This window comes from Chryseobacterium sp. WLY505, assembly GCF_030846215.1.
Lineage (GTDB): Bacteria > Bacteroidota > Bacteroidia > Flavobacteriales > Weeksellaceae > Chryseobacterium.
In genome coordinates this window covers 278,988-301,762 of the sequence record NZ_JAVCWI010000004.1, presented here as the reverse complement: position 1 = coordinate 301,762, position 22,775 = coordinate 278,988, and the positions used below count along the sequence as shown (strand labels likewise).

The 22,775-nt window shown below is 37.1% G+C and carries 21 protein-coding genes; 7 read left to right on the top strand and 14 right to left on the bottom strand.

Annotated elements, in window-relative coordinates; all coding sequences use genetic code 11:
• Window positions 1-63 precede the first annotated feature (63 nt).
• A complete protein-coding gene (locus tag RAH34_RS11655) occupies window positions 64-774 on the top strand; it encodes a T9SS type A sorting domain-containing protein (RefSeq protein WP_306596257.1) in 711 nt (236 codons plus the stop codon).
• A 57-nt stretch (window positions 775-831) separates the two neighbouring features.
• Here the strand turns inward: RAH34_RS11655 and RAH34_RS11650 are convergent, their stop codons facing one another.
• From RAH34_RS11650 to RAH34_RS11625, 6 genes are all read right to left on the bottom strand, one after another.
• Window positions 832-1,599: a class I SAM-dependent methyltransferase gene (locus RAH34_RS11650; RefSeq protein WP_034696735.1), complete on the bottom strand. Its 768-nt coding sequence runs from the start codon at window positions 1,597-1,599 to the stop codon at window positions 832-834.
• Window positions 1,599-2,408, bottom strand: a complete 810-nt coding sequence (gene map, locus RAH34_RS11645) for a type I methionyl aminopeptidase (protein ID WP_114821895.1) — start codon at window positions 2,406-2,408, stop codon at window positions 1,599-1,601. Before map ends, RAH34_RS11650 begins: the two co-directional genes overlap by 1 nt.
• 156 nt (window positions 2,409-2,564) lie before the next feature.
• Window positions 2,565-2,996: a BT0820 family HAD-type phosphatase gene (locus tag RAH34_RS11640; protein WP_034696738.1), complete on the bottom strand. Its 432-nt coding sequence runs from the start codon at window positions 2,994-2,996 to the stop codon at window positions 2,565-2,567.
• A 99-nt stretch (window positions 2,997-3,095) separates the two neighbouring features.
• The gene (locus RAH34_RS11635) at window positions 3,096-4,073 is read right to left on the bottom strand and encodes an acyl-ACP desaturase (RefSeq protein ID WP_034696739.1); all 978 of its coding nucleotides are present in this window, start codon (window positions 4,071-4,073) and stop codon (window positions 3,096-3,098) included.
• A gap of 150 nt (window positions 4,074-4,223) precedes the next feature.
• A complete protein-coding gene (gene gpmI, locus RAH34_RS11630; protein WP_306596256.1) occupies window positions 4,224-5,765 on the bottom strand; it encodes a 2,3-bisphosphoglycerate-independent phosphoglycerate mutase in 1,542 nt (513 codons plus the stop codon).
• A gap of 171 nt (window positions 5,766-5,936) precedes the next feature.
• A complete protein-coding gene (locus tag RAH34_RS11625) occupies window positions 5,937-6,866 on the bottom strand; it encodes a DUF2268 domain-containing putative Zn-dependent protease (RefSeq protein ID WP_306596255.1) in 930 nt (309 codons plus the stop codon).
• A gap of 165 nt (window positions 6,867-7,031) precedes the next feature.
• Here RAH34_RS11625 and RAH34_RS11620 point away from each other — a divergent pair, with 165 nt between their 5' ends.
• Window positions 7,032-7,355: a translation initiation factor gene (locus RAH34_RS11620; RefSeq protein ID WP_034696743.1), complete on the top strand. Its 324-nt coding sequence runs from the start codon at window positions 7,032-7,034 to the stop codon at window positions 7,353-7,355.
• A 2-nt stretch (window positions 7,356-7,357) separates the two neighbouring features.
• Here the strand turns inward: RAH34_RS11620 and RAH34_RS11615 are convergent, their stop codons facing one another.
• The gene (locus tag RAH34_RS11615; RefSeq protein ID WP_114821898.1) at window positions 7,358-8,257 is read right to left on the bottom strand and encodes a leucine-rich repeat domain-containing protein; all 900 of its coding nucleotides are present in this window, start codon (window positions 8,255-8,257) and stop codon (window positions 7,358-7,360) included.
• 57 nt (window positions 8,258-8,314) lie between these two features.
• On the bottom strand, window positions 8,315-10,468 hold the full coding sequence (locus RAH34_RS11610; protein WP_114821899.1) for an alkaline phosphatase PhoX: 2,154 nt from the start codon (window positions 10,466-10,468) through the stop codon (window positions 8,315-8,317).
• Between the two features lie 436 nt (window positions 10,469-10,904).
• Between RAH34_RS11610 and RAH34_RS11605 the strand changes: the two genes are divergently transcribed.
• The gene (locus RAH34_RS11605; protein WP_114821900.1) at window positions 10,905-11,315 is read left to right on the top strand and encodes a helix-turn-helix transcriptional regulator; all 411 of its coding nucleotides are present in this window, start codon (window positions 10,905-10,907) and stop codon (window positions 11,313-11,315) included.
• A 209-nt stretch (window positions 11,316-11,524) separates the two neighbouring features.
• Here the strand turns inward: RAH34_RS11605 and RAH34_RS11600 are convergent, their stop codons facing one another.
• Window positions 11,525-13,354, bottom strand: a complete 1,830-nt coding sequence (locus RAH34_RS11600; RefSeq protein WP_306596254.1) for a cytochrome-c peroxidase — start codon at window positions 13,352-13,354, stop codon at window positions 11,525-11,527.
• A gap of 243 nt (window positions 13,355-13,597) precedes the next feature.
• Between RAH34_RS11600 and RAH34_RS11595 the strand changes: the two genes are divergently transcribed.
• A complete protein-coding gene (locus RAH34_RS11595) occupies window positions 13,598-14,068 on the top strand; it encodes a hypothetical protein (protein WP_306596253.1) in 471 nt (156 codons plus the stop codon).
• 22 nt (window positions 14,069-14,090) lie between these two features.
• On the top strand, window positions 14,091-14,945 hold the full coding sequence (locus RAH34_RS11590; protein ID WP_114821902.1) for a nucleoside phosphorylase: 855 nt from the start codon (window positions 14,091-14,093) through the stop codon (window positions 14,943-14,945).
• A gap of 294 nt (window positions 14,946-15,239) precedes the next feature.
• On the opposite strand, the gene RAH34_RS11585 is transcribed toward RAH34_RS11590, so the two are convergent.
• A complete protein-coding gene (locus RAH34_RS11585) occupies window positions 15,240-16,001 on the bottom strand; it encodes an NAD-binding protein (protein WP_306596252.1) in 762 nt (253 codons plus the stop codon).
• A gap of 51 nt (window positions 16,002-16,052) precedes the next feature.
• Window positions 16,053-16,610, bottom strand: coding sequence for a DNA-3-methyladenine glycosylase I (locus RAH34_RS11580; RefSeq protein WP_306596251.1), 558 nt, complete (start codon window positions 16,608-16,610; stop codon window positions 16,053-16,055).
• A gap of 139 nt (window positions 16,611-16,749) precedes the next feature.
• Here RAH34_RS11580 and RAH34_RS11575 point away from each other — a divergent pair, with 139 nt between their 5' ends.
• Window positions 16,750-17,049 carry a hypothetical protein gene (locus RAH34_RS11575; protein WP_114821904.1) on the top strand — a complete coding sequence of 100 codons (300 nt, stop codon included), beginning with the start codon at window positions 16,750-16,752 and terminating at the stop codon, window positions 17,047-17,049.
• A gap of 120 nt (window positions 17,050-17,169) precedes the next feature.
• Window positions 17,170-17,979 (top strand): enoyl-ACP reductase, encoded by an 810-nt coding sequence (locus RAH34_RS11570; protein WP_062670284.1) that lies wholly within the window; start codon window positions 17,170-17,172, stop codon window positions 17,977-17,979.
• A gap of 176 nt (window positions 17,980-18,155) precedes the next feature.
• On the opposite strand, the gene RAH34_RS11565 is transcribed toward RAH34_RS11570, so the two are convergent.
• The 3 genes from RAH34_RS11565 to RAH34_RS11555 all read right to left on the bottom strand — a co-directional run bounded on the left by RAH34_RS11565 (window position 18,156) and on the right by RAH34_RS11555 (window position 22,769).
• Window positions 18,156-19,595, bottom strand: a complete 1,440-nt coding sequence (locus RAH34_RS11565) for a glycoside hydrolase family 30 protein (RefSeq protein ID WP_306596250.1) — start codon at window positions 19,593-19,595, stop codon at window positions 18,156-18,158.
• 42 nt (window positions 19,596-19,637) lie between these two features.
• Window positions 19,638-20,447: a glycoside hydrolase family 16 protein gene (locus tag RAH34_RS11560; protein WP_306596249.1), complete on the bottom strand. Its 810-nt coding sequence runs from the start codon at window positions 20,445-20,447 to the stop codon at window positions 19,638-19,640.
• A gap of 99 nt (window positions 20,448-20,546) precedes the next feature.
• Window positions 20,547-22,769: a glycoside hydrolase family 3 N-terminal domain-containing protein gene (locus RAH34_RS11555; protein ID WP_306596248.1), complete on the bottom strand. Its 2,223-nt coding sequence runs from the start codon at window positions 22,767-22,769 to the stop codon at window positions 20,547-20,549.
• Between the last annotated feature and the right edge of the window lie 6 nt (window positions 22,770-22,775).

The window sequence follows — 22,775 nt, the reverse complement described above, 5'->3', positions numbered from 1 at the left end:
GGTTTTGATTTATTTGACAAGAAAAAGAAATTCTTTTATATCTTTACCGGAAACTTTTAACCTATGAAAAAAATTCTATTCCTTTTAGCAGGTGGTTTACTGACTGCCCAGCAAACCTCCGAATTGCTTTCCAACAACTGGTATATTTCCAAAATGGTCACAAGCAGCGGGCAGACTACCAATACACCTTTAATAGATAACGGAGTTCCCGCGACTACATTTAATTCGGCGGGAGGAACGAGCTATGTTATTAATTCCAGATATTACAACACTTCTATGATGGGTTTCGGGATTATGCCCGGAAGCAACAATCTGATCCAAACGTCAAGCGCATGTACTCTTTTGTTCTATAACGGAGGAAATGCAGCACCTGTGCGTGCCTATGATCAGAAAAACTGTGACATTTATGGCTTAGGAGCTTACGCCTCAATATACAGTTATCAGATCACAACCAACGGAAGTGTAAAGACTTTGGTGATTACAGATCCTTCGGGAAATAAAATCTACTATAACAATACTGACCAATTGAGCACTAAAGAAGCTGCTGCAGTAACGAAAAATTTCAAAGCATACCCTAACCCTGTAAAAGAAGTTTTGCATCTTGAAAATATTGAGAAAAACCTTCCTCTTAAGATCTACGATTTGTCAGGAAAACTAGTGTTTGAAACCACAACTAACGGCAACAAAACATCACTTGATACAAGCAGTTTACAGAAAGGGCAATATATTGTAACGATAGAAAATTATAAGACCTACCCTTTTGTTAAAGAATAAAAACAGAACATTTCATGTATATAAAAAACCGTTTCAGTTATTGAAACGGTTTTTATCTTATTTTTTATAAACTACAGGTAAGATTTCATTATGTCTTAGCCCGAATTTTTTTATTTCTTCTTCAGAGAATTTCTGTGAATAGAAGTTGGGGTCTATTTCGAAGCCTGCTTTTCTTAAGCGGTCAAAATAATCCATTCCATACCAACGAACATGATCGTACTGTCCGAAATGTTTCTGACGTTCTTTTGGGTCTTTTATCGTGAAGTCTTCGTAGGTTTTCTCCAACGAATTTTTCATCGGAACCTGAAGAATTCCCCATCCGCCAGGTTTCATTACCCTGTACAGCTCGCTCATTGCTTTGGCATCGTCTTCAATATGTTCCAGCACATGATTACAGAAAATGATATCAAAACTGTCATTTTCGAAAGGTAAATCCAGAATATCAGCTTTCACATCTACAATGGGAGAATAGAGGTCTGCTGAAATATAATTCAGGTTGCTCATTCTCTTGAACTTTCTCAAAAATTCCTGTTCGGGAGCAATATGCAGCACTTTATAATTTTTAATAAAAAAATCGGTTTCGTTCTGAAGATACAGCCACATCTGGCGGTGTCTTTCCAAACTCAACGTTCCGGGAGAAAGTGCATTTTCTCTTTGTTTTCCATATCCGTAGGGAAGGAATTTTCTGTAAGATCTTCCATCAATAGGATCAAAGAATTTGTCACCTTTGAAAAACTGATAAATAAGCGGTCTTGCCCAGATGCTCATTTTAATAAGCATAGGGCGTGGAATTTTATTCAGTAAAAGCTTCGTTACCTTTTTCATTAAAAATCCAGTTGGAACTGCTTTTCTTCATCACTTACAATCCCTAAAGCTTCGTATACATAATCAAATGTAGAAAGCAATACGGGCTTACCGTTGATCACAGCTACATCATGCTCGAAGTGAGCAGATGGCATATTATCTAAAGTCGTTACTGTCCAACCGTCATTATGGAACTTTACTTTTTCAGTTCCCATGTTAACCATCGGCTCGATTGCAATGGCTAAACCATCTTTAATTACTTTTCCGCTTCCTTGTCTTCCATAGTTAGGAACTTGTGGATCTTCGTGCATTTTTCTACCCAATCCGTGTCCTACAAGCTCTCTTACTACTCCATATCCTTCTTTTTCACAATGTGTCTGGATGGCATGGGAGATATCTCCAATTCTTTTTCCTCTGACAACCTGCTCAATTCCTTTGTATAAAGATTCCTTGGTAACCTGCAATAATTTTTTAACCTCAGGTTTTACTTCCCCGATTTCAAAAGTATAGGCATGATCTCCTACGAAACCGTTAAGAATAACTCCACAGTCTACAGAAAGAACATCTCCTTCTTTCACTACATCTTTGTTTGGGAAACCATGAACTACCTGCTCATTCGGAGAGATACAAAGAGAGTTTGGAAATCCTCCGTATCCTAAGAATGCGGGTTCAGCACCATGATCTTTAATAAAATCATGAGCCAGTTTATCTAAATATAAGGTAGTAATCCCCGGTTTAATTTCTTTTGCCAACATTCCCAATGTTTTAGAAACCAGTCGGGCACTCTCCTTCATCAGACGTAATTCGTCTATCGTTTTTAATTGAATCATTGTTGTATAGATGTTAGATATTAGATGTCAGAAGCCAGCGTTATGCTTATTTTTACTTCCCACTATCTAATGAACTTTCTCCTATAAATTATAAAAGACCAAAAGCACTTGATATTAAAAACTAACCTCTAATATCAGGCTTCTAATTTCTATATTTTACCAAAAAAGTCCTTTTTTCTTTTCTTTTTTAAGTTTTGAATAAGCAAGAACTTCTTTTCCTTCTACTCGGAATTCTATTCTTTCCTGAATGATGTTGTAAATTTCGCCCCATCCCGGAAATCCTCCTAAGTTTCTGTCATCAATAAACCAGTCTGCATCTAATTTTCTGGACTGATTTTCAGGATCAAAAACTTCTCCTTCAAAGCTTGAGTTCACAGAATAGAATTCTATTCCGTTTTTTTTACAAAATTCTACTGCTTCATCTAACGTTTTTCCGTGTCTGTAAGTCCAAAGTATCAATCTGAATCCTTCAGACTGAAGTCTTTTCAAAGTTTCGAATGCAAAAGTTTTCGGTTTTCCAATGGCCGGGTAAGCGTCATCAACAATAGTCCCGTCAAAGTCAACAGCAATCTTTTTATTATTTAACATTTTGTTCTTTTTTTAGCTTTGCAAAGATAAGAAATAAAAAGAGTGCCAAAAAGAAAGGCACTCAATACTTTTATATTTTAAATAATAATAAAGATCTTATTAGCTTTTTACCCAGCTAAACTGGAACTGAAGATCCGGAGTAGAAACTCTGTCTGTGATCTTCTGCAGCCTTGCAGGAAGCTTCATCAGGTATTCCTGAGCTTTTTCTGCTTTTTCTGTAAGTCCTTTTACGTGCTCAATTTTCCATTCATCTAAAAGGTCTTTCATAATATTGATATAATCCTGACCTGTGTAGACCATACATCTTTGTGCGGCATCTGAGAAATGTCCCCAAAGCTCACCCGCTTTTTGTCCGGATTGTCTCATTAAGTGAGCAGGCATTACAATTTTCTTACGCATCATATCTTCAAAGGCAAGAATCATTTCTGAAGGGTCAACTTCAAGGATTTTTGCTACGAAATGTTTGTATGCTTTAGCGTGTCTTGCTTCGTCTGCAGCAATTACCCCGCACATTTTTGCTAATTTTCCGTTTCCGGATTGTTTTGCCAATGTTCCTACTCTTCTGTGAGAGATATTGGTAGCGGTTTCCTGGAAGCTTGTATAAATGAAGTTTCTGTAGGGGTCCATACTTGTTCCCAGATCGAATCCGTCATTGATCAGGTATTGAGTCGTGATTTCCACTTCTCTCATGTTTACTCTTCCACACAGATAAAGATATTTGTTTAATAAATCTCCGTGTCTGTTTTCCTCAGCAGTCCATGCTCTTACCCAGTTGGCCCAGCCTACTTTTTCTTCCTGATTGATTCCGTCAACACCCATTAACCAAGACTCATAAGAAGGAAGTGCTTCTTCTGTGATACAGTCACCGATTAATGTTACAAAGAGATCGTAAGGCATTTCACGGGCAAAAGTCTGAATTTCTTCTAAGTCGTGTTTAAACTCATCGCTTGAAGGATCTGGTAAATAATCGGAAGGCTGCCAGATTTTTTCAATTGGCGTTAAAAATTTATCAAGAAAAGAACCTACTTCCTTTTCCAATAATCCCATTACTTCTTTCCTAACAAGCTTTTGATACATTTTACTATTCAGTTTTAATTTACAAAGATATGATTTATTTATTATTTAACGCATAATAAAGTATGCAAGTCATACCTTATCTGACATAAATCATAAAAAAAATGCCGCTACAAAAGCATAACGGCATTTTTTTAACAATATTATTGAATATTAATTAACCAAAACTTCTCCAGTCATTGCATCTGGTATTTCAACACCCATTACTTTAAGGATTGTAGGGGCTACATCACCCAGTTTTCCTGGTTTTAAATTCCATGTGTGGTCTTTATCCATAACGATAAAAGGAACCAGATTTGTAGAGTGCTGAGTATTTGGAGTTCCGTCTGGATTGATCATTACATCCGAGTTTCCGTGATCGGCAAGAATGAAAACAGCATATCCGTTTTCATAGGCAGCTGTAGCTACTTTTTCAATGCACTGATCTACCACCTCAGCGGCTTTTACAGCGGCTTCAAAAACACCTGTGTGTCCAACCATATCTGTATTGGCGAAATTCAAACAAACAAAATCAGCCGTTCCCTGCTCCAGTTCCGGCACGATAGCATTAGTGATATCATAGGCTGACATTTCCGGCTTCAGGTCATAGGTAGGAACGTCTTTCGGACTTGGGCAAAGAAGCCTTCTTTCTCCTGCAAATTCCTCCTCTCTTCCTCCTGAGAAGAAGAAAGTAACGTGCGGATATTTCTCTGTTTCTGCAATTCTGATCTGGGTTTTTCCATTTTTTTCAAGAATTTCGCCCATGGTTTCCGTCAGTACATTTTCATCAAAAACAACCTGTACATTCTGAAATGTTTTATCATAGTTTGTTAATGTGATGTAATACAGGTTCAGTTTCTTCATTCCAAATTCCGGGAAATCTTTCTGGGAAAGAACTTCTGTAATTTCTCTTCCTCTGTCTGTACGGAAATTGAAGCAGATCACCACATCATCTTCAATGATTCTTGCTACCGGTACTACATTTCCTGTAGCGGTGGTATTCATGAGAATAATAGGCTTCAGGAACTCATCGGTTACATTATTATCATAATACATCTTGATTGTTGCCAAAGCATCCGTTGTCTGTTCTCCTATCCCTTCTACAAGGGCACCGTACGCTAATTTTACGCGTTCCCATCTTTTATCTCTGTCCATGGCATAGTATCTTCCTACCACTGTTGCCAGCTTTCCGGTAGTGGCTTCCATATGCTTCTGAAGCTCATCGATAAATCCTAACCCTGAATGCGGATCGCAGTCTCTACCGTCGGTAAATGCATGAACAAAAACATTCTCATTCAGTCCGAATTCTTTTGCAGCGGTCAGTAATCCTTTTAAGTGATTGATATGGGAATGTACACCTCCATTGGAAACCAATCCGATAAAGTGTATTTTTTTATTTTCTCTTTTAGCATATTCAAAAGCATCCTGGATCACTTTTTCCTGCCCTAATGTTCCGTTTTCAACAGCCATATTCAGTTTTACCAGGTTTTGGTAAACGACTCTTCCGGCTCCCAGGTTCATGTGTCCCACTTCAGAATTTCCCATCTGTCCTGCTGGTAAACCTACAGCCAATCCACTTGCTTCAAGCGTAGTATGGGGAAATCTTTGGTAACAGCTGTCTATGAATGGTGTATTTGCTTTATCTATTGCAGAAACGTTGGGGTTTGTTCCCAATCCCCATCCGTCAAGAATGGCCAATATTGCTTTTTTCGACATTTTGTAAAACTTTTGTTAGACAAATTTACCTAATTTCCTATGAATAGAAGAATTTGAAGACTCGAATTTTATGGATTACTGATGATCAATTGATTGCTTTTGAAATTTTAACCGTGTCAAGGTTTAAAACCTTGACACGCTTCATACAATAATTACCCGCAGTAATCCATTTTATTCTTTAAAAAAATCTTCGAATTTTATGTTTTTTTGCTTTGCATATTCTCTGATATACTGATCCAGAAAGCCACTCTCCTTAAGAAACAGAAGAGGATTCTGAATATGTAAGATGTCGTCAATAGCTTTATGCTTATCTGACTGTTTATTAAAATACGCCTCAGAAATCTTATATCCCATCCAATAGCCCAGATCGTTAGGCCTGTTATCTTTTTTACTGGTTCCGTACAGCCAGTCTGTAGGATCATTCTTCTTTAATACAGTTACAAATTCTTTATACAGTTTATCAGAATGGGCCTCTCCATATTGATAAAATGGGCTGTTATTGGTTTCTCCAGACACCAATTCACTAATAAAATCGGCACTTCCTTCGCTTAATGTGTATTTTAAAAGGTTATCAGTTCCTTTGATATCCTGTTGGAAATGAATCGTCTCATGGGAAACAAGTCCTGCAATGCCATCCAGATTCTGAAGAGTTTCTGTACCGATCATAATTCCGTCTTTAGAAAATGTTCCTCCTGTATTAAACCTTCCGTATACAAAATATATTGGTGGAAATTTTGCCTGTGGATACCAGTATTTCAATGCACTGTAAACAGCCCTAATTCTTTTTTCTTTCCGGTTGATTCCTGCCAGAACATGACGGCTTTTCAGATAGTCGTCTTTTCTCTTTTTTACCATGATATACAAAGAATCAGCATTGATTATGCGGTATTCCATAAAACCTTTTACGCCTTGAGATCCGTTGTTGATATAATCTCTAAAAGGGTTTTCTTTTGAGACATCCATTTTATCAAATGCTTTCCAGAACCGGTCTGTATCTTTAGTTTCGAAAACTGCATTCAGTGGATCGGTGGAGAAATTTGTCTGTGCTTTTATAATTCCGGAAGCTAGAAGAAGACATGTAAAGATGTATCTGGTTTTCATATTAGTTTTTAAAGATATCTTATCAAACGGTTAAAAATATAAAAACTTATACAGAATCGAAATTAACTTGTATCAAATTTTTTGTGACCTTGACAGGGTTAGAAAAATTAAAATTTCGTTGATTATTACCCTTCATTAATCAGTAAATCTTTTTAATTTTGCAGTATGGATTTACGAGATCAATTGAAGAATCTTTTTCCTGATCATGAAGAGCAGGATTTTGAGATGCCTGAAGAGCAATTCAAGCAGAAAGAGCCTTTGGTATGCAAATTTGAGAAAAAAGGAAGAAACGGTAAGCCTGTAACGATTGTTGAAGGCTGGGAAGGCAGTGAGGAAGACCTGAAAAAAATCTCAAAAAAAATAAAAACCACCTTGGGTATAGGCGGCTCTGAGAAGGATGGAACGATTATCATTCAAGGGGATAACCGTGATAAAATCATGAATATCCTTAAAGAAATGGGCTATAAAACCAAACGTGTTGGCGGATAGTTCTAGAAATAGATCTGGGTTCCCGACAGTAAGGTTTTTAAGTTTTCAATGGTAGATTTTTCTATAGGATTTCCTGTAAGAATCAATGTTTTCAGATTTTTAAGCTGTTTGATTTCTACAGGAATGTCTTTCAGATTATTGTTGGCCAGATTCATGCTGACAATATTTTTCAGCCCTTTTACTTTGGGCGATATTTCTGTGATATTATTTCCACTTACATTCAAAAATTCCAGATTCTTTGCTTTGAAAAGGTTTTCCGGAAGTTTCATAATAGCATTCTGTTGCAGTTCAAGATATTTTAAATTGTCAGGAAAAGACAAATTCCCAAGGTCATTGATCTGATTATCTGAAAGGTTGAGAAATTTCAGGTTTTTGATCTGATTAAGTCTGTCTGCAATAAAGCTGATCTGGTTTCCCTGAAGGTTTATTTCTTCCAGTGTGGGAATTTCCATAAGGGCTTCGGGAAAAGTGTTCAGATTATTGGCGTCAAAATGGACAACTTTTAGGTTCTGAAGTTTTGCGAGATTAGGATTAATACTTGTCAAACTGTTCAGATTCATTGAAAAAGTAGTCAGTTTCTTCAGATTGCTTACCTCATCCGGAATATATTTAATGCTGTTTTCATTCACATTTAAAATTTCCAGTTCTTTTAAGGTAAAGAGCTCATGATCCATTTTCTCAAGCTTATTGGCCATGATATTCAAAAAGAACAATGAATTCAGTTTTACGATCTGAGGAGGAATATTAAAAAGACCTTTCTCTCTGAAACTCATGCTGTAAACCGTTTTATCACTCCTTAAAGCCTCTTCAATATTGGTAAAAGTGGGATATTTCACCGGATCAATCTGTGCTTTGATCTGAGAAAGTGAGAGGATGGAAATCAATAAGAAAAGCTTTTTCATAAAAATAAAAGGTCTGCCAGCAACCCAAGCTGCCGACAGACAAGAATTATAAATAATTTATTTCTTTACAAGTTTAACTGTTTTCTGGAATCCTCCTTCAGCTTCAATATTTAAAACTAAAACTCGTGATCCTTCCAACTGCTGTGTGAAATCAAGGTCCAATACTTTGTTCGTTCCGTTGAATTTCTTTGTGTAAACGATTTTCCCATCCATGCTGTAAGCTGTTACAGAAATATCTTTCAATCCTTTTACAGAATTGATTTTTACGATTCCTGAAGTTGGGTTAGGTGCTACCGTTACTGTATTTTCTGCAGTTTTGGAATCAATAGTTCCTAAAGTACCTTCTGTTCCAAGGTTATTTTTAAGTGCAATGACAATCGTTGCTGATTTTCCTCTGTAATCAATTGTATTCCCTGTTGCATCTACATCTGTAGAGATTGTAGAATCCGGGTGTTGAATAGAGAAGAAACCAAATTTATGATCTGGTGTGAAAGTAAGACCTGTAGGCTCTGAACCTGCCGGCATAGAAGCAAACAATCTTACTTTAGGGTTGGCTTGTGTATGATCAGGAGCAATTACCCAGATATAGTTTTTTCCTCCGTCCTGAAGTACCCAAAGGTTTCCAAGTTCATCGAAAGTAAGGTTGTCATTTCCGTCTCCCCATGCTTCAGACTTCATTCCCTGAGCGGTATTGAAAGAATATACCGAAGAACCTCCTCCTACAAATGTTTCTACCTGAGAAGCCGTCGTTCCGTTATCCTGCAGACGATATACCCTGTCTAATCCTTTGGCTGTAAAATAGATTTTACCATCCAGCGGGCTGATATCAACATCCTCTACTCCATTAAATTTTGTTCCTCCCAAAGTCAGAGCATTGGTATTGGTATTATTCTGATCTGCTTTTTCTTTATTCGGAACCTGAATCCATGTTGCTGTAGTTCCTACCGGATCTCCTGCAGCCGTTAACCCCTGATCCAGTTTTAATACATAAAGGTTTCCTGAAGATAGATCATTAGGAGTATCCATTACATATTTGTACACCAGGTGAGTTCCACCGTCTTCTCCATAATAAGCTATAGTTCCTGCATTATTAATCACTACATTCTCATGATTCATGATGCCCATCTGCCATAGTTTTCCTTTGGTACCGTCAGCATTTTTAGAAATAACCTGTGCTGTAGCAGGATCAATTTCTACCAACCAACCGTAATCTTTGTGACCGTCATTGTTCACATCATTAGAAGTAACAGATTCTTCTGCCGTTACCACTGTTCCCCAAGGCGTAATTCCTCCTGAACAGTTTCTGATGGTTTGCACCAAACTTGGATCTGAGAAACTTACGGCTCTTGATTTTGTCAGCTGCCAAAGTTTTGAAGTCGCATTATAGTTAATTTCAGCCATGGTAACTCCTCCAGGATTCGTCTCATGGTTTACAGATAGATATCCATTGGTACTGCTTCCTGTTTTTGGAACATAAGCGGTAAAGTCATTCTGACCACCAACCAATCCTCCGCCTTCAGTATAGTTGTCTCCTTCTTTTAAAATCAGCTGGTATTTGTGTTCAGCAGGGAGAATTAATTTATTAGTCTGTGCTGTAGGAACAATGGAAGTAAAGCAGCTGATGTGTGTTCCGTTACAAGCTACAGGAATAGTTGTATTGGTGGTTGTTTTCAGATAAGCATCAATTCTTAAATCTGAACTGGTGGTACTTCTGTTGTGTAATTCAATAGAAAATCTGTTAACACCATTTACAAACTTGGATTTTGGAATAGAGAAAATGTTATAAACACTCTCTGCTGCCCCATCAATAGTAGTACTGGAGAAAGTATTGAATGTAACTGCACCTGCAGGCATATTATCTCTTACAACTTCTTCTCCGTTAAGGTACACAATGATACCATCGTCTCTCATTACTCCAAGTTCCATCGTATCGGAAAGTGTTGAAAGATCTACTGTAAAATCTTTAGCAAAATAAGCTGTCGTAAGCCCTGAATTGATGGTAGTAGTTACAGGATCTCCATATCCTAGCGGACCGTTTCCTACTGCCCATGTTGAAATGTCATACGTCTGAGCATTCCAACCGGCTGGCTGCGCCTGGTTGTTATCTTTATAGCTCCATGACGCATTCTTATTGAATATCAAGGTCTGCGCCTGAAGACCAGAACTGGCCAGTATAGCCAAAGCTCCCACTGTTAGTAGTTTTTTCTTCATTTTTTATTTGATTTATTAGACCTTGCAAAACTATTTTTTTAGAGCTTTTTCTCTGTTAATAGGATTTTAAATCTAAATCACCCAATATTAACTTATCAAAAACCTAATGTTAAGGGGATTAATTTTGTGTTAAGCGGTGAGGAGTTCGAGGGTTGGAGTGTGGGAGGGTTTTAGAGTGAGAGTGTTGAAGTTGCGGGATACAAATTGTGAGATGTGAAGTTTGGAATACGAGGTGCGAGGTTTTGGGTTTGATGCATACATAATTTGGAATGAAGTGTAATTATTTTATTTATAGATTGATGGCAAGCACAATATATTCGACATAACAAATCTGTAAGAGAAAGGAAATTTTATTCAAAAACATGAGTATTTTAGAAGATAATTTATTTTAAAAACGAGCTTTATTCTTATCTCTTAAAACTTTATATTTGTTATTATGATTGACACAGCTATGCAAAACAAAAAAATACATCAGGGCAGAAATATTAAACGTTTCCGTGAAATGCTTGGTATCAAGCAGGAAGCTTTAGCTTTTGAATTAGGTGACGACTGGAATCAGAAGAAAATCTCTCTTTTGGAACAAAAAGAAGTTGTAGAGTCTGATGTTTTGGCGCAGGTAGCTCAAATTTTGAAGGTTCCGACAGAAGCTATTGAGAATTTTGATGAAGAACAAGCGATAAATATTATTTCTAATACAGCCTCTTTTGATAATTGTCAACAACCAGCCTTTTTTAATAACCAACCCACTTTCAATCCTCTTGACAAAATGGTTGAACTGTATGAGCGTATGCTAAAACAACAGCAGGAAATGATTGATAAGCTGGAAAAGCTGATCCAAAACAAATAAACAGACAGGTTGATCCAATCTGTACAACTTTAGGCTAAATTCTGAAACCTTCGTAGATCACATTTACACAAGTTTCAAAATTTAGCCTATTTTTATTAAAACCCTATCATTCCTACCGAATCTCGGTTCTCACAAACCCGAAATCATGAATCTCTACACTCTCACTCTCAAACTCTCCCACGCTCCAACCCTCAAACCCCGTAACCCGCCTATTTCGCTTTACTCACATCCGTAAGAGCATTCAGAAAGGCGATGATCTGCTTTATTTCTGTTTCGGTAAGGTTTAATTTATCCGGTGCCAGCGTCTGGTTTTTCATTTTTAATCCCAATCCTTCTCCCCCGCCTTCATTATAAAAATCCAGAACTTCTTCTAAGGTATTGAAAGCTCCGTTATGGAAATACGGTTTGGTAAGGGCAATATTTCTCACCGTTACGGTTTTAAAAGAATAATCATAAATCCATGATTTTTCCTTTTTTACAGGGCTGTTTCCTCTTCCTAAATCCTGATCAAGCTCTACAGGAAGCTGTTTGATTGGCCTTGTAGTTATTCCTAGGACTTCAGATTCATTTTCATTAAAAAATGGAGGTACCAATCCGGAAAATGTGGGTGCAAAATGACAGGTTGCACAATTGGCTTTTCCCATAAACAGGTTGAATCCTTTTTTCACATCATCGGAAACATTTTTTTCATTCCTCATAAAACGATCAAAATCGCTGTCAAACGAGTACAGGGAAGCCACATAAGAACTTAATGCTTTCGAGAAATTTTCTTTGCTGATTTTTCCATCCTTGAAGGCATTTCGGAATGCTTTTTTATACTCAGTTTTTGTTTTTAATTTCTGGATAATGCTTTCATAGCTGGTATTAAATTCCTGTTCATTATAAATAACATGCTCCGCCTGTTGTTCTAAATAGAAAGCACGAAGATCATAGAAAAACCTCTTGGCAAAAACAGCATTATATAAAGAGGGCGAATTTCTCAACACTGTTTTCCCTTCAACATTACTTTGTGATTTTGCTTTCAGATCTGTAAAGGCATTTTCCTGAAGGTGGCAGGTTGCACAGCTCATTTTCCCGTTACCACTTAAGTTCTGATCGTAGAAAATGGATTTTCCAAGGTTTCGGAGTTCAGGATTATCTTCAGAAGATTTCAATAAGGTATAAAAATAAGGATCCAAAAAATCACTGCTGAAAAAGTTTTTGTTTCCCACATTCCATCCTGAGAATTCTTTAAGGTCATCTGGTCTGCCATCCCATTTCCCGAACTCTTCGTATAAAGGCTGTACATATTTCTTATAAAACTCAATTCTGTCGAAAGTTTCAAAATCGGTATTCTTTGAAAGATAGCTGATAGCTTCTGTTAAAATCTGGTCAGCCTTTTCAGTATTATAATTTTTAAAATAAAGATCATCATTAATGTATTTCTGTATTCCTGCAAGAGCATGGCTTGTTTCCTCAGAAATATTCAGAGAGCCTGGAGTATCAAAACCAGAAACCCCAAGGGAATAGATTCTGATCAGCTCTATACGCAAGGGCAATGTTTTGTTGTTGCCCTTGCTCAACCCATTTTTTAAAGCACTTAAATAAAAACCTGAATAGCTGTTATATAAAAAGGTGGTAATGGTTTTGATCTTTTCTTTCTCATTTTCTGCTTCCTCTGAAAATATAAGTTCATCAAGCACCTGCAATCCTTCCGGGGGAAGTGTATATGAAGATGTTCCAGCCGCCTCAATGTGAAACAAAGGTGCTGCGTTAAGATGGGTTTTGGTAAATTCAGGATAATGATAAGCGATATAGAATTCAACTTCTTTGAATGAATTTCTTGTACTGCTCAATGATTTTTGCAGTTCTTCCAGGGAAATACGGTCTTCGGAAAACTTATCAACATCTGATTTCAGCTGTTCAAGCTTGGTTTTAAAGTCGGACAACCCTTTATTGACAAATGTATTTTCACTTTCTTTTCCTTTATCAACAGGATTAAAAGACATTACTGCAAATCCTATCAGAAGGACGATTACAAGCAGTGGATAAGATCTCATGAATTTTTAGCGGCAAAAGTATTCATCTGATGTTATCTCAGTTTTAATAACAGATTAAATAATGTTTATATTTCTGGTACAATATTTTTCACTAATTTTAAACCCCGAAATCAAATTCATTATTCTAAAGAGAACGGTTCTTCGAAATACCGGAAAATAATGGCTGGAGATTATTGGGAGAGGATTTTTTAAAATTAAATTCAACACATCAAAAAAACTAAATAGGAGTATGAAAACAAAACTATGGTTTGCTGTTATGGCAAGTTTCCTTTCTATGATGGCATTTTCCCAGAAAAAAAGCAGCCGGAAAAGACATCCGGAAAGCCTCAGGAAATGGCTGTATATGCAGAGAAAAGAGGATCTGATTATTATTTGGTCCGCCTGGAAAAAGATAAAAATATTCCCAATGTCTATGTACATTCCAATGGAGTAACCAAGCCTTATAAAAACTATTCTGATCTGAAAGATATTGTTACAGAGTTCCCCGGAATGATGACTTCCAACAATTCAACAAAGGAAGAACTGCTTTCTATTCTTAAAAAGGATGATCACTTCTACGAAATCACTTCACAGAGGAAAGACCCTAAAAACATTGAAAAGACAGTTATTACGGTGTATGAGGTAATGAACGGCCAGAAAAGAATTGTAAAAGAATACAATGACATTTACGGGGTGATGGCATCTCCTTATAAAGAAGCCATTATGATTAATTAAAAAAACAAAAAATATACATATTATGCTAAACAAACTTGCTGCCTCAGAACTTGTTCTGAATGAAGACGGAAGTGTATACCACCTGAATCTTTTACCTGAAGATATTGCTGACAAAATCATTCTTGTAGGTGATCCTGACAGAGTGGCAAAAGTTTCAAAATACTTTGATACTGTAGAAATCAAAAAAAATAAAAGAGAATTCTATACGCATACAGGAACACTTCGTGGAGAAAGAATCACCGTAATGTCTACCGGGATCGGAACTGAAAACATCGATATCGTGATGAACGAACTGGATGCTTTGGTGAACATTGATCTTCAAAACAAAGCATTCAAGACTGAGCACAAAGCGCTTGAGCTTTTCCGTATGGGAACTTGCGGAAGTGTAAACCCTGATGTACAGGTTGACAATATGCTGGTAACGCAGAATGTTGTAGGTTTAGACGGATTGATGCACTTCTACCAGGACTACAACTTCGAAAATGAGTTTTCTAAAAGCTTCATGGAAAAATTCCCTTACGAAAGAATCAAGCCGATGCTTTATTTCTCAGACTGGGCGGAAGAAATGGGAGCATACTACAAAGATGCCAAATACCACGGAAATACAGCTACATTCCCGGGATTCTATGCTCCACAGGGAAGACAGCTTCGTTTAAAAGCGGTAGATGATCAATTCCTTGAAACATTGAATGATCTTGGAATTACCAATTTCGAGATGGAAACTTCTGCCATCTATGCTCTTTCAAAATTATTAGGACACAAAGCCATTACGGTGAATAACGTGATTGCCAACAGAAGACGTGGAGAATTCTCTGCAGACCACCACGCTTCCGAGAAAAACCTTATTGAATGGGTATTGGAAAGAATTATTAAGTAATTATTTATTGATAATAAAGATAAAACCTCCGGAAGCAGATTCCGGAGGTTTTTTTATTAGATTTTGGCTGAAGCCGATGGAATTTTATCTTTTTTGAAAACGGGCTAAAGCCCGTTGCTATTGAATTGTATCTTGCTGAAAATATTGATTCTTTCACGATGAATAAACTTACCACTCACCTTTCTCATTCTGTAGAGATCCAAATATAGAAGTTGAAAAACAGTGTCGGGATTCCTACGGAATGACAAAGGTGGTAAAGGAAATTCTGTAATTAAAATGAAACAAATACCATAGTTATAAATGAAATGTTCTCGGATCCGGATACTGAAATACGTAATCCAGTTCTGAGACCAGCTTTGAAGACAGAACCTTCTTCCCTTTCACCTCAAATACTTCATCATCTTCAATATTTTTCTGTGCGTTAATCACCTGGCTTTTTGCCGGATGAATGGGGGCGGTAACATTATATAGTTTTGATTCACTTTTCTGTTCAATCATTTCTGAGATAATCCCGCTGATATCAGCATAATGAATATGATTTACAGCGTGATCCAGATTGCTCACATTATAGTTTTTCAGAAGTCTGTTATCTCCCATCAAACCGCCAAGTCTCAGAATATTGAGCTGCGGAAACTTATTTCTAAGCATTCTTTCCCCTGATACGTTCACTAATGGAACATCTTCCTCTGTAAATTCTTTGGCAATATCGGGGTAAACACCTGTAGAACTCATCAGAAACATCTGCCCTTTAAAATCACCGATAAAGGCTGACAAATTCTGAATTCTGTTATACAAAGAACTTACACAACAACTTTTTTCAGAAACAGGGATTGTAATAATCAAAGCGTCCATATTATTTATTTCTTCCCATTGAGAAAGAGGCTCTGCCAGCTGATAATCCGGAAAAGAAGCTATCACAGCATGTATTCCTTTTGCACTCAGCTGATTTACCTTGTTTTCGGTGGTTGTTGTCGCTGATAAAGTGTATTTTTCAGATAAGAAAGCAGCAAGTCTTTCTCCCAGCCAGCCATAACCTATGATTCCTATTTTCTTCATATTTCAACAGAGGTTTCATTTTTTTGATGATACAAAAATATCAATAAGTTATCATTTTCTGATAAAGCAGCTTTTTAAATGATCATTGACCATTCCTGTAGCCTGCATATGGGCATAAATAACTGTAGAACCAACAAATTTGAATCCTCTTTTTTTGAGGTCTTTGGAGATCAGATCAGAAATCTCTGTTGTCGCGGGAACGTCAGACAATTTTTCAGGTTTGTTATCGATGGGCTTTCCGTCTACAAAACCCCAGATATAGCTGGAAAAGCTTCCAAATTCTTTCTGAATATCTATAAATCTTTGAGCATTGGTAACTGCTGCCATAATTTTAAGTCTGTTTCTGATAATTCCCGGATTATCCATCAATTCCTCAATCTTTTTGTCAGAATATGCTGCTACTTTTTTATAATCAAAATGATCAAAAGCGTTTCTGAAATTTTCTCTTTTGGATAAAATCGTATACCAGCTTAATCCGGCCTGAAAACTCTCAAGAATCAGGAATTCAAATATTGTTTCATCATCATAAACAGGTGTTCCCCACTCTGTATCATGATACTTTCTATAGAGGTCATCTTTTTCACACCAGCCACAGCGGATAGTTTCCATAATTATCATATTTTATAGGTTAAAGTTACTACTGATTTTGAAAAATATAACAAAACATTATGAAAAGTTTAACAATGACCTTCAGTTTTAGGAATGGTTATTGTTTAATTACTTATACCAAATTAAAATTTATACTATTATGAACAATTCAGAGTACAACAAAGCGGAAAATGCAGTAAACAATGTAGAAAATTCTTTACAGAATGCAACGGACAAAGCCAAATGGAAAATCGATGAATTGGCAGATAAGGCTAAAGATTATATCAATGAGAAGAGGAATAATGATCAGGAAGCGAGCCAGGAAGACTGGCTGGACAGGGTAAAAGCTAATGTATCCGATGCCTGGGAGGATATTAAGGATAAAGCAGATGAAGCATGGGAAAAAACCAAAGATGCAGCGGAGGATGTAAAGGCAGAATGGAATAAGAAAACCAATTAGTAATTCAGTCATATAAATATTTTCAATAAAATGGAGTCTTAAATTGATAAGGCTCCATTTTTTATTATGCCATAAGCACAATTATTGTTACATTTGTAGTATAATAAACATTAAAAAATTATGTCATACGGTTTACTTAAAGGCAAAAAGGGAATTATTTTTGGAGCCCTTAATGAACAATCTATCGCATGGAAAGTTGCTGAAAGATGCCATGAGGAAGGTGCTGAATTCATTTTATCTAACGCTCCTATTGCTTTGAGAATGGGAGAACTTAATGGTTTAGCAGAAAAAACAGGTTCTGAAGTAATAGGTGCTGATGCTACTTCTATAGAAGATCTTGAAAAACTTTTTGATGCCGCTGTTGCAAAATTTGGAAAAATCGACTTTATCCTTCACTCTATCGGAATGTCTATCAACGTAAGAAAAGGAAAACACTATACAGAAATGAATTACGACTGGTTGGAAAAAGGCTGGGATATTTCCGCTGTTTCTTTCCATAAAGTAATGCGTGTAGCTTGGGAAAAAGACTGTATGAACGAATGGGGAAGTATTTTGGCCCTTACTTATATTGCAGCTCAGAGAACATTCCCGGACTACAATGATATGTCTGATAACAAAGCATATCTGGAAAGTATTGCAAGAACTTTCGGAAACTATTGGGGCGAAAGAAAAGTACGTGTAAATACAGTTTCTCAGTCTCCAACAATGACTACTGCCGGTAGTGGTGTGAAAGGTTTCGGAGGATTCCTTGGATATGCAGAAGATATGTCTCCACTAGGAAATGCTACAGCTCTTGAATGTGCAGACTACTGCGTAACTTTATTCTCTGATCTTACGAAGAAAGTAACGATGCAGAACCTTTTCCATGATGGAGGTTTCAGCAGCTCAGGAGTTACTCAGAGAGTAATCAGCAAGTATGATGCTGAATAATCATCATTCCTGAAAAAATAGCGAACCGACAAAGTTTCGCTCACAATAAATAAAACTCATGAAAAACTTCATGAGTTTTTTGTTTGTATCACCTTGATAATTATCCTTATAAATAAATCCGGCGGCCTCTTCGAGGCCGCCGGAACTGTCAAAAATAATATTAAATTAATATGAATTTATAAAATTACGGTCTGTATAGAGTGTGCGGGCGCATTCAGCTTGGCAGCCATTCCTTCTATCCATAGATTGGTTTCAATATCATTGTCTGAATCGTTCATGATAACGGTTACCAACTGTCCGTTTTCATTCATAAATGCGGAAGACGTCAAAGCTGCTCTGTTGGAAGAACTTCCAATTCTCTGGGCATTCGGCTTAATGTATTTAGAGACATGTCCTATATAATAGTATTCATACGTATAGAACACCTCTCCTGTTTTGGTGTCAGCAATAATTGGGGCAAAGCAGAAATTTCCTTTGTGATTAGGTCCTCCGGTTTCATCCAATAGAATATTCCAGTCAGTCCATAAAGCATTTCCTTTATTGAAGTCGTTCAGCATATTTTTGCTGTACAGTTCTCCGAGGCTTACATCATATATTTTATCCATATTGAACTGTTCTTTGCATCCTTCGGTAAAAGCCAGGAATTTATCCGGAAAAGCTCTGTGTGTTTCTGCTAAGTTGTCAAAAAGCTGGGTTTTGTTATTCCATGTTTCGTACCAGTGATAACCGATACCATGGGCGTATTTTGAGGTTTCCGGATCACTTAAAGTGGTGGTTGCTCTCTGATAGATCAAGTCTCTGTTGTGGTCCCAGATCATTACTTTTTTATCTTTATATCCGTTTTTCCAAAGCGTTGGGCCAAGGTTCTTTTTCAGGAACTCTCCTTCTTCTTCAGCAGTATAAATACATGATTCCCAGCTTTGGGTAGCCATAGGCTCGTTCTGAACGGTTAATCCCCAGATATTAATTCCTCTTTTTTCATATTCTTTGATGAATTTGATATAATAATCTGCCCAGGTCTGGTAGTATTGATTTTCCAATCTTCCGCCTTTATACAAGCTTTTATTTGATTTCATCCATGCTGGCGGGCTCCATGGAGAGAAATAAAAGGTAAAATTATTCCCAATGGCTTTCTGAGCTTCTTTAATCATCGGGATTTTATACTTTTCATCATGAGCAACATTAAAGGTCTTTAACGAAGTATCATTATCTTCTACATAAGTATAAGAATCACTGGAAAAGTCACATGAATTCATATTGGTACGAACAACAGTGTATCCCAATCCGTTTTTTCCGAAATAAGCATCCAGAATTTCTTTCTGCTTATTCTTTGGCATTTTATAAAAAGTCTCTGCTGAGGCATCTGTAATCGCCCCGCCAATTCCTATCAGTTTCTGATATTTAAAGTTGGGAGCTACAAAAATACAGGCATCCGTTTCTTTAGGCTGTCCGAATTGCACAAATTCAACCGCTCCTTTATCCACCATCTTCTCATTCACTTTCGAGTTGGTAAGGACCACTTTAGCTGTTTTTCCTGCATTTTTTTTCCAATAATTCTGAGCATTGATATTGATGGCAATGCCTACTACAAAACAACTTACAATTAGTTTTCTCATGATTTTTTTTCTGTTTCCGGACCCATTCGGTCCTCATTTTCATTATTTATTTTGATAAACTCTTACATAATCTATATAATACTTCTGTGGAAAAACCGTATCATCAATGCCTTCTTTTCCACCCCAAAATCCTCCTACGGCAAGATTTAAAATGATAAAGTAAGGTCTGTCGAAAGGCCATGCTTCATTCTTTCTCTCTTTATTTTCGTAGGTGAAAAATTTCTTATCATCTATATAAACATCTATTTTTTCCGGTGTCCAGTCTGCTTTATAGACATGGAACTTTTCGCTTGCATCCTTCACAAACAAGGTATCTGTTTTCTGCGTTCCCTGGATATGATTATATTTTTTGGTATGAACGGATGCATGAATATAGCCTTGGTGATAGCCCACATGTTCCATGATATCCAGTTCACCATCATCCGGCCATTTCTTCATATTTTCACTCATCATCCAGATAGCAGGCCAGGTTCCACGGCCTTTAGGAAGTTTTGCCCTGACTTCTACTGTACCATATTGAAAAGCAAATTTTCCTTTGGTTAAAAGTCTTGCAGAGGTATACTTATTGTTTTCCCAATTTTCTTTTTTAGCTTCAATAATGAGATTTCCTTTTTCCATTCTGGCATTCTCAAGTCTGTTTTTGGTATAAAACTGAGCTTCTTCATTTCCAAAACCGCTTCCTCCGGTATCATAATTCCATTTTAATGAATCCGGAAGTCCTTTGCCATTAAATTCATCATTCCAGATCAGTGTTCTGCGGGAATCTGGCTTGTTTGAAGCACAGTTGAAAGCAGAAAGAAAGAATATTCCTATTACACAGGTACTTATTGTATTTCTGAATTTGATTCTCATGTGTATTAAGTTTTGGCTAAAGCCGTTCTTTTTATATTTTCATAAGTGGGCTTCCTTCGTCCATACTCAGGATTATAACCCACTCCTATTGAATTTAATTTATTTCGTCCAGGTAATTCTTTTGGTCTGAACATGTTGAGAATCCGTACCGATCATAATATCAAATTCCCCGCCTTCCCAGTCAAAATTCAAGTTATCATCAAAGAATTTCAAATCTTCCGGTGTTAATTTAAAATCGATCTTCTTACTTTCTCCTTTTTTGATGAATATTTTCTGGAAGCCTTTCAGTTCTTTTACGGGTCTTACTACTTTTCCAAACAAATCTCTGATATACAGCTGTACCACTTCTTCCCCGTCATATTTTCCTGCATTGGAAACAGTAACACTGATGTTCAGCGTCTGATTTCCTGTAAGGTTTGTGGAACTTAGAACCATATCAGAATATTTAAAATCAGTATAGCTTAAGCCATATCCAAACGGATATTTCGGATCATTATCAAGATCTATATAGGCTGAAACATAGTTTCTGTCTGTATTATTTTTTGCCGGTCTTCCTGTATTATAATGATTGTAATAGACAGGAATCTGACCTTCAGTTCTCGGAAACGTCATTGGAAGTTTCCCTCCTGGATTCACCGTGCCGAACATAACATCTGCAATAGAGTTCCCCGCTTCTGTTCCCAGCCACCATGTATACATAATGGCAGGAATATTATCTGATGCCCAGTTGAAAATTAAAGGTCTTCCTGCATTGATCATAAGAATGATGGGTTTACCTGTTTTGGCAATTTCTTTTAACAAATCTTCCTGAACACCTGTAAATCCGATATTACTTCTGCTTTTTGCTTCTCCGCTCATCGCATGGCCTTCTCCCAGCGTCATGATGACAACATCTGCTTTTTTTGCCGTTTCTATGGCTTCAGCAAACTGGCCTTTATCCTGATCATCCACATTGCAGCCTTTTGCATATAATAAGGTAGAATTTTTATCCAGCTGGTTTTTAATTCCGTCAAATTGCGAAACAATTCTTTGATTATCATCTTTGAAAGCAACAGACCAGAAACCGTGATTAGCTACTGTTTCTTTACCAAAAGGGCCAATCAGAGCCACTGTTTTTGTCGTTTTTGAAAGCGGGAGAATATTTCCCTGGTTTTTAAGAAGAACGATACTTTTTGATCCGAATTCTCTCCCAAATTTTCTGTTTTCCTGATTATCGGTCTGTTCTTTCTGTCTTTTCTCATTACTGAACCTGTAAGGATCATCGAAAAGACCCATTTCGAATTTCTTGGTTAAAATTCTTCCCGTTGCGTCATCTACGAGTTTAGGATCTACTTTTCCTTCTTTAACCAATTTGGGAAGTTCTGCCATATAAACACGGCTTTCCATATCCATATCGCTTCCGCCCTGTATTGCTTTTTCAGCAGCTTCGGCACCATCTTTAGCATAACCATGAGGAACCATTTCTCCGATGCTTCCCCAATCTGACACTACAAAACCTTTATAATTCCATTTTCCTTTTAAGAGGTTTCTCTGTATATATTGGTTGGCCGTTGCAGGAATTCCGTTAATATCATTGAAAGAATTCATGAAAGTGGCAACTCCTGCTTCCGCTGCCGCTTTGAATGGTGGAAGATACGTTTCATTCAATTGTCTGAGACTCATATCTACAGAATTGTAATCTCTTCCGCCTACAGCGGCTCCGTAGGCTGCAAAGTGTTTTGCACAGGCCATTACCGCATCAAGACTTCCCAAGCCTCGGCCCTGAAATCCTTTAATTCTGGCTAAACCTATTTTTGTTCCAAGATAAGTGTCTTCTCCTGAACCTTCCATTACTCTTCCCCATCTTGGATCTCTGGCAATGTCTACCATAGGAGCAAACGTCCAGTGAATACCGTAAGCGGCAGCTTCTGTTGCTGCAATTCTTTCTGACTTTTCGATCATAGCCAGATCCCAACTCGCTGCCTGTCCAAGATTGACAGGGAATGTGGTACGATAGCCATGGATAACGTCCTGCCCGAACAATAAAGGAATTTTCAGTCTGGACTGCATCGCCAGCTTTTGAAAAGCTCTGGTTTCTTCAGAACCTGCTACATTCAGCATGGAACCTACTTTTCCTTTTTTAATTTCTTCTAAAACAGCAGCTGAATTGGAGTGCTGTGGTCCTGTGGCATATTCAAAGCCGCTATATTGTACCATCTGTCCAACCTTTTCTTCCAAAGTCATTTTAGACAATAGCTCTGCTACTTTCTGATCAATGGTCTTTTGTCCGTAAGCATTCAATCCCAATGCAGAAAATGCCAGTAAGAAATAAACTCTTTTCATAGTATC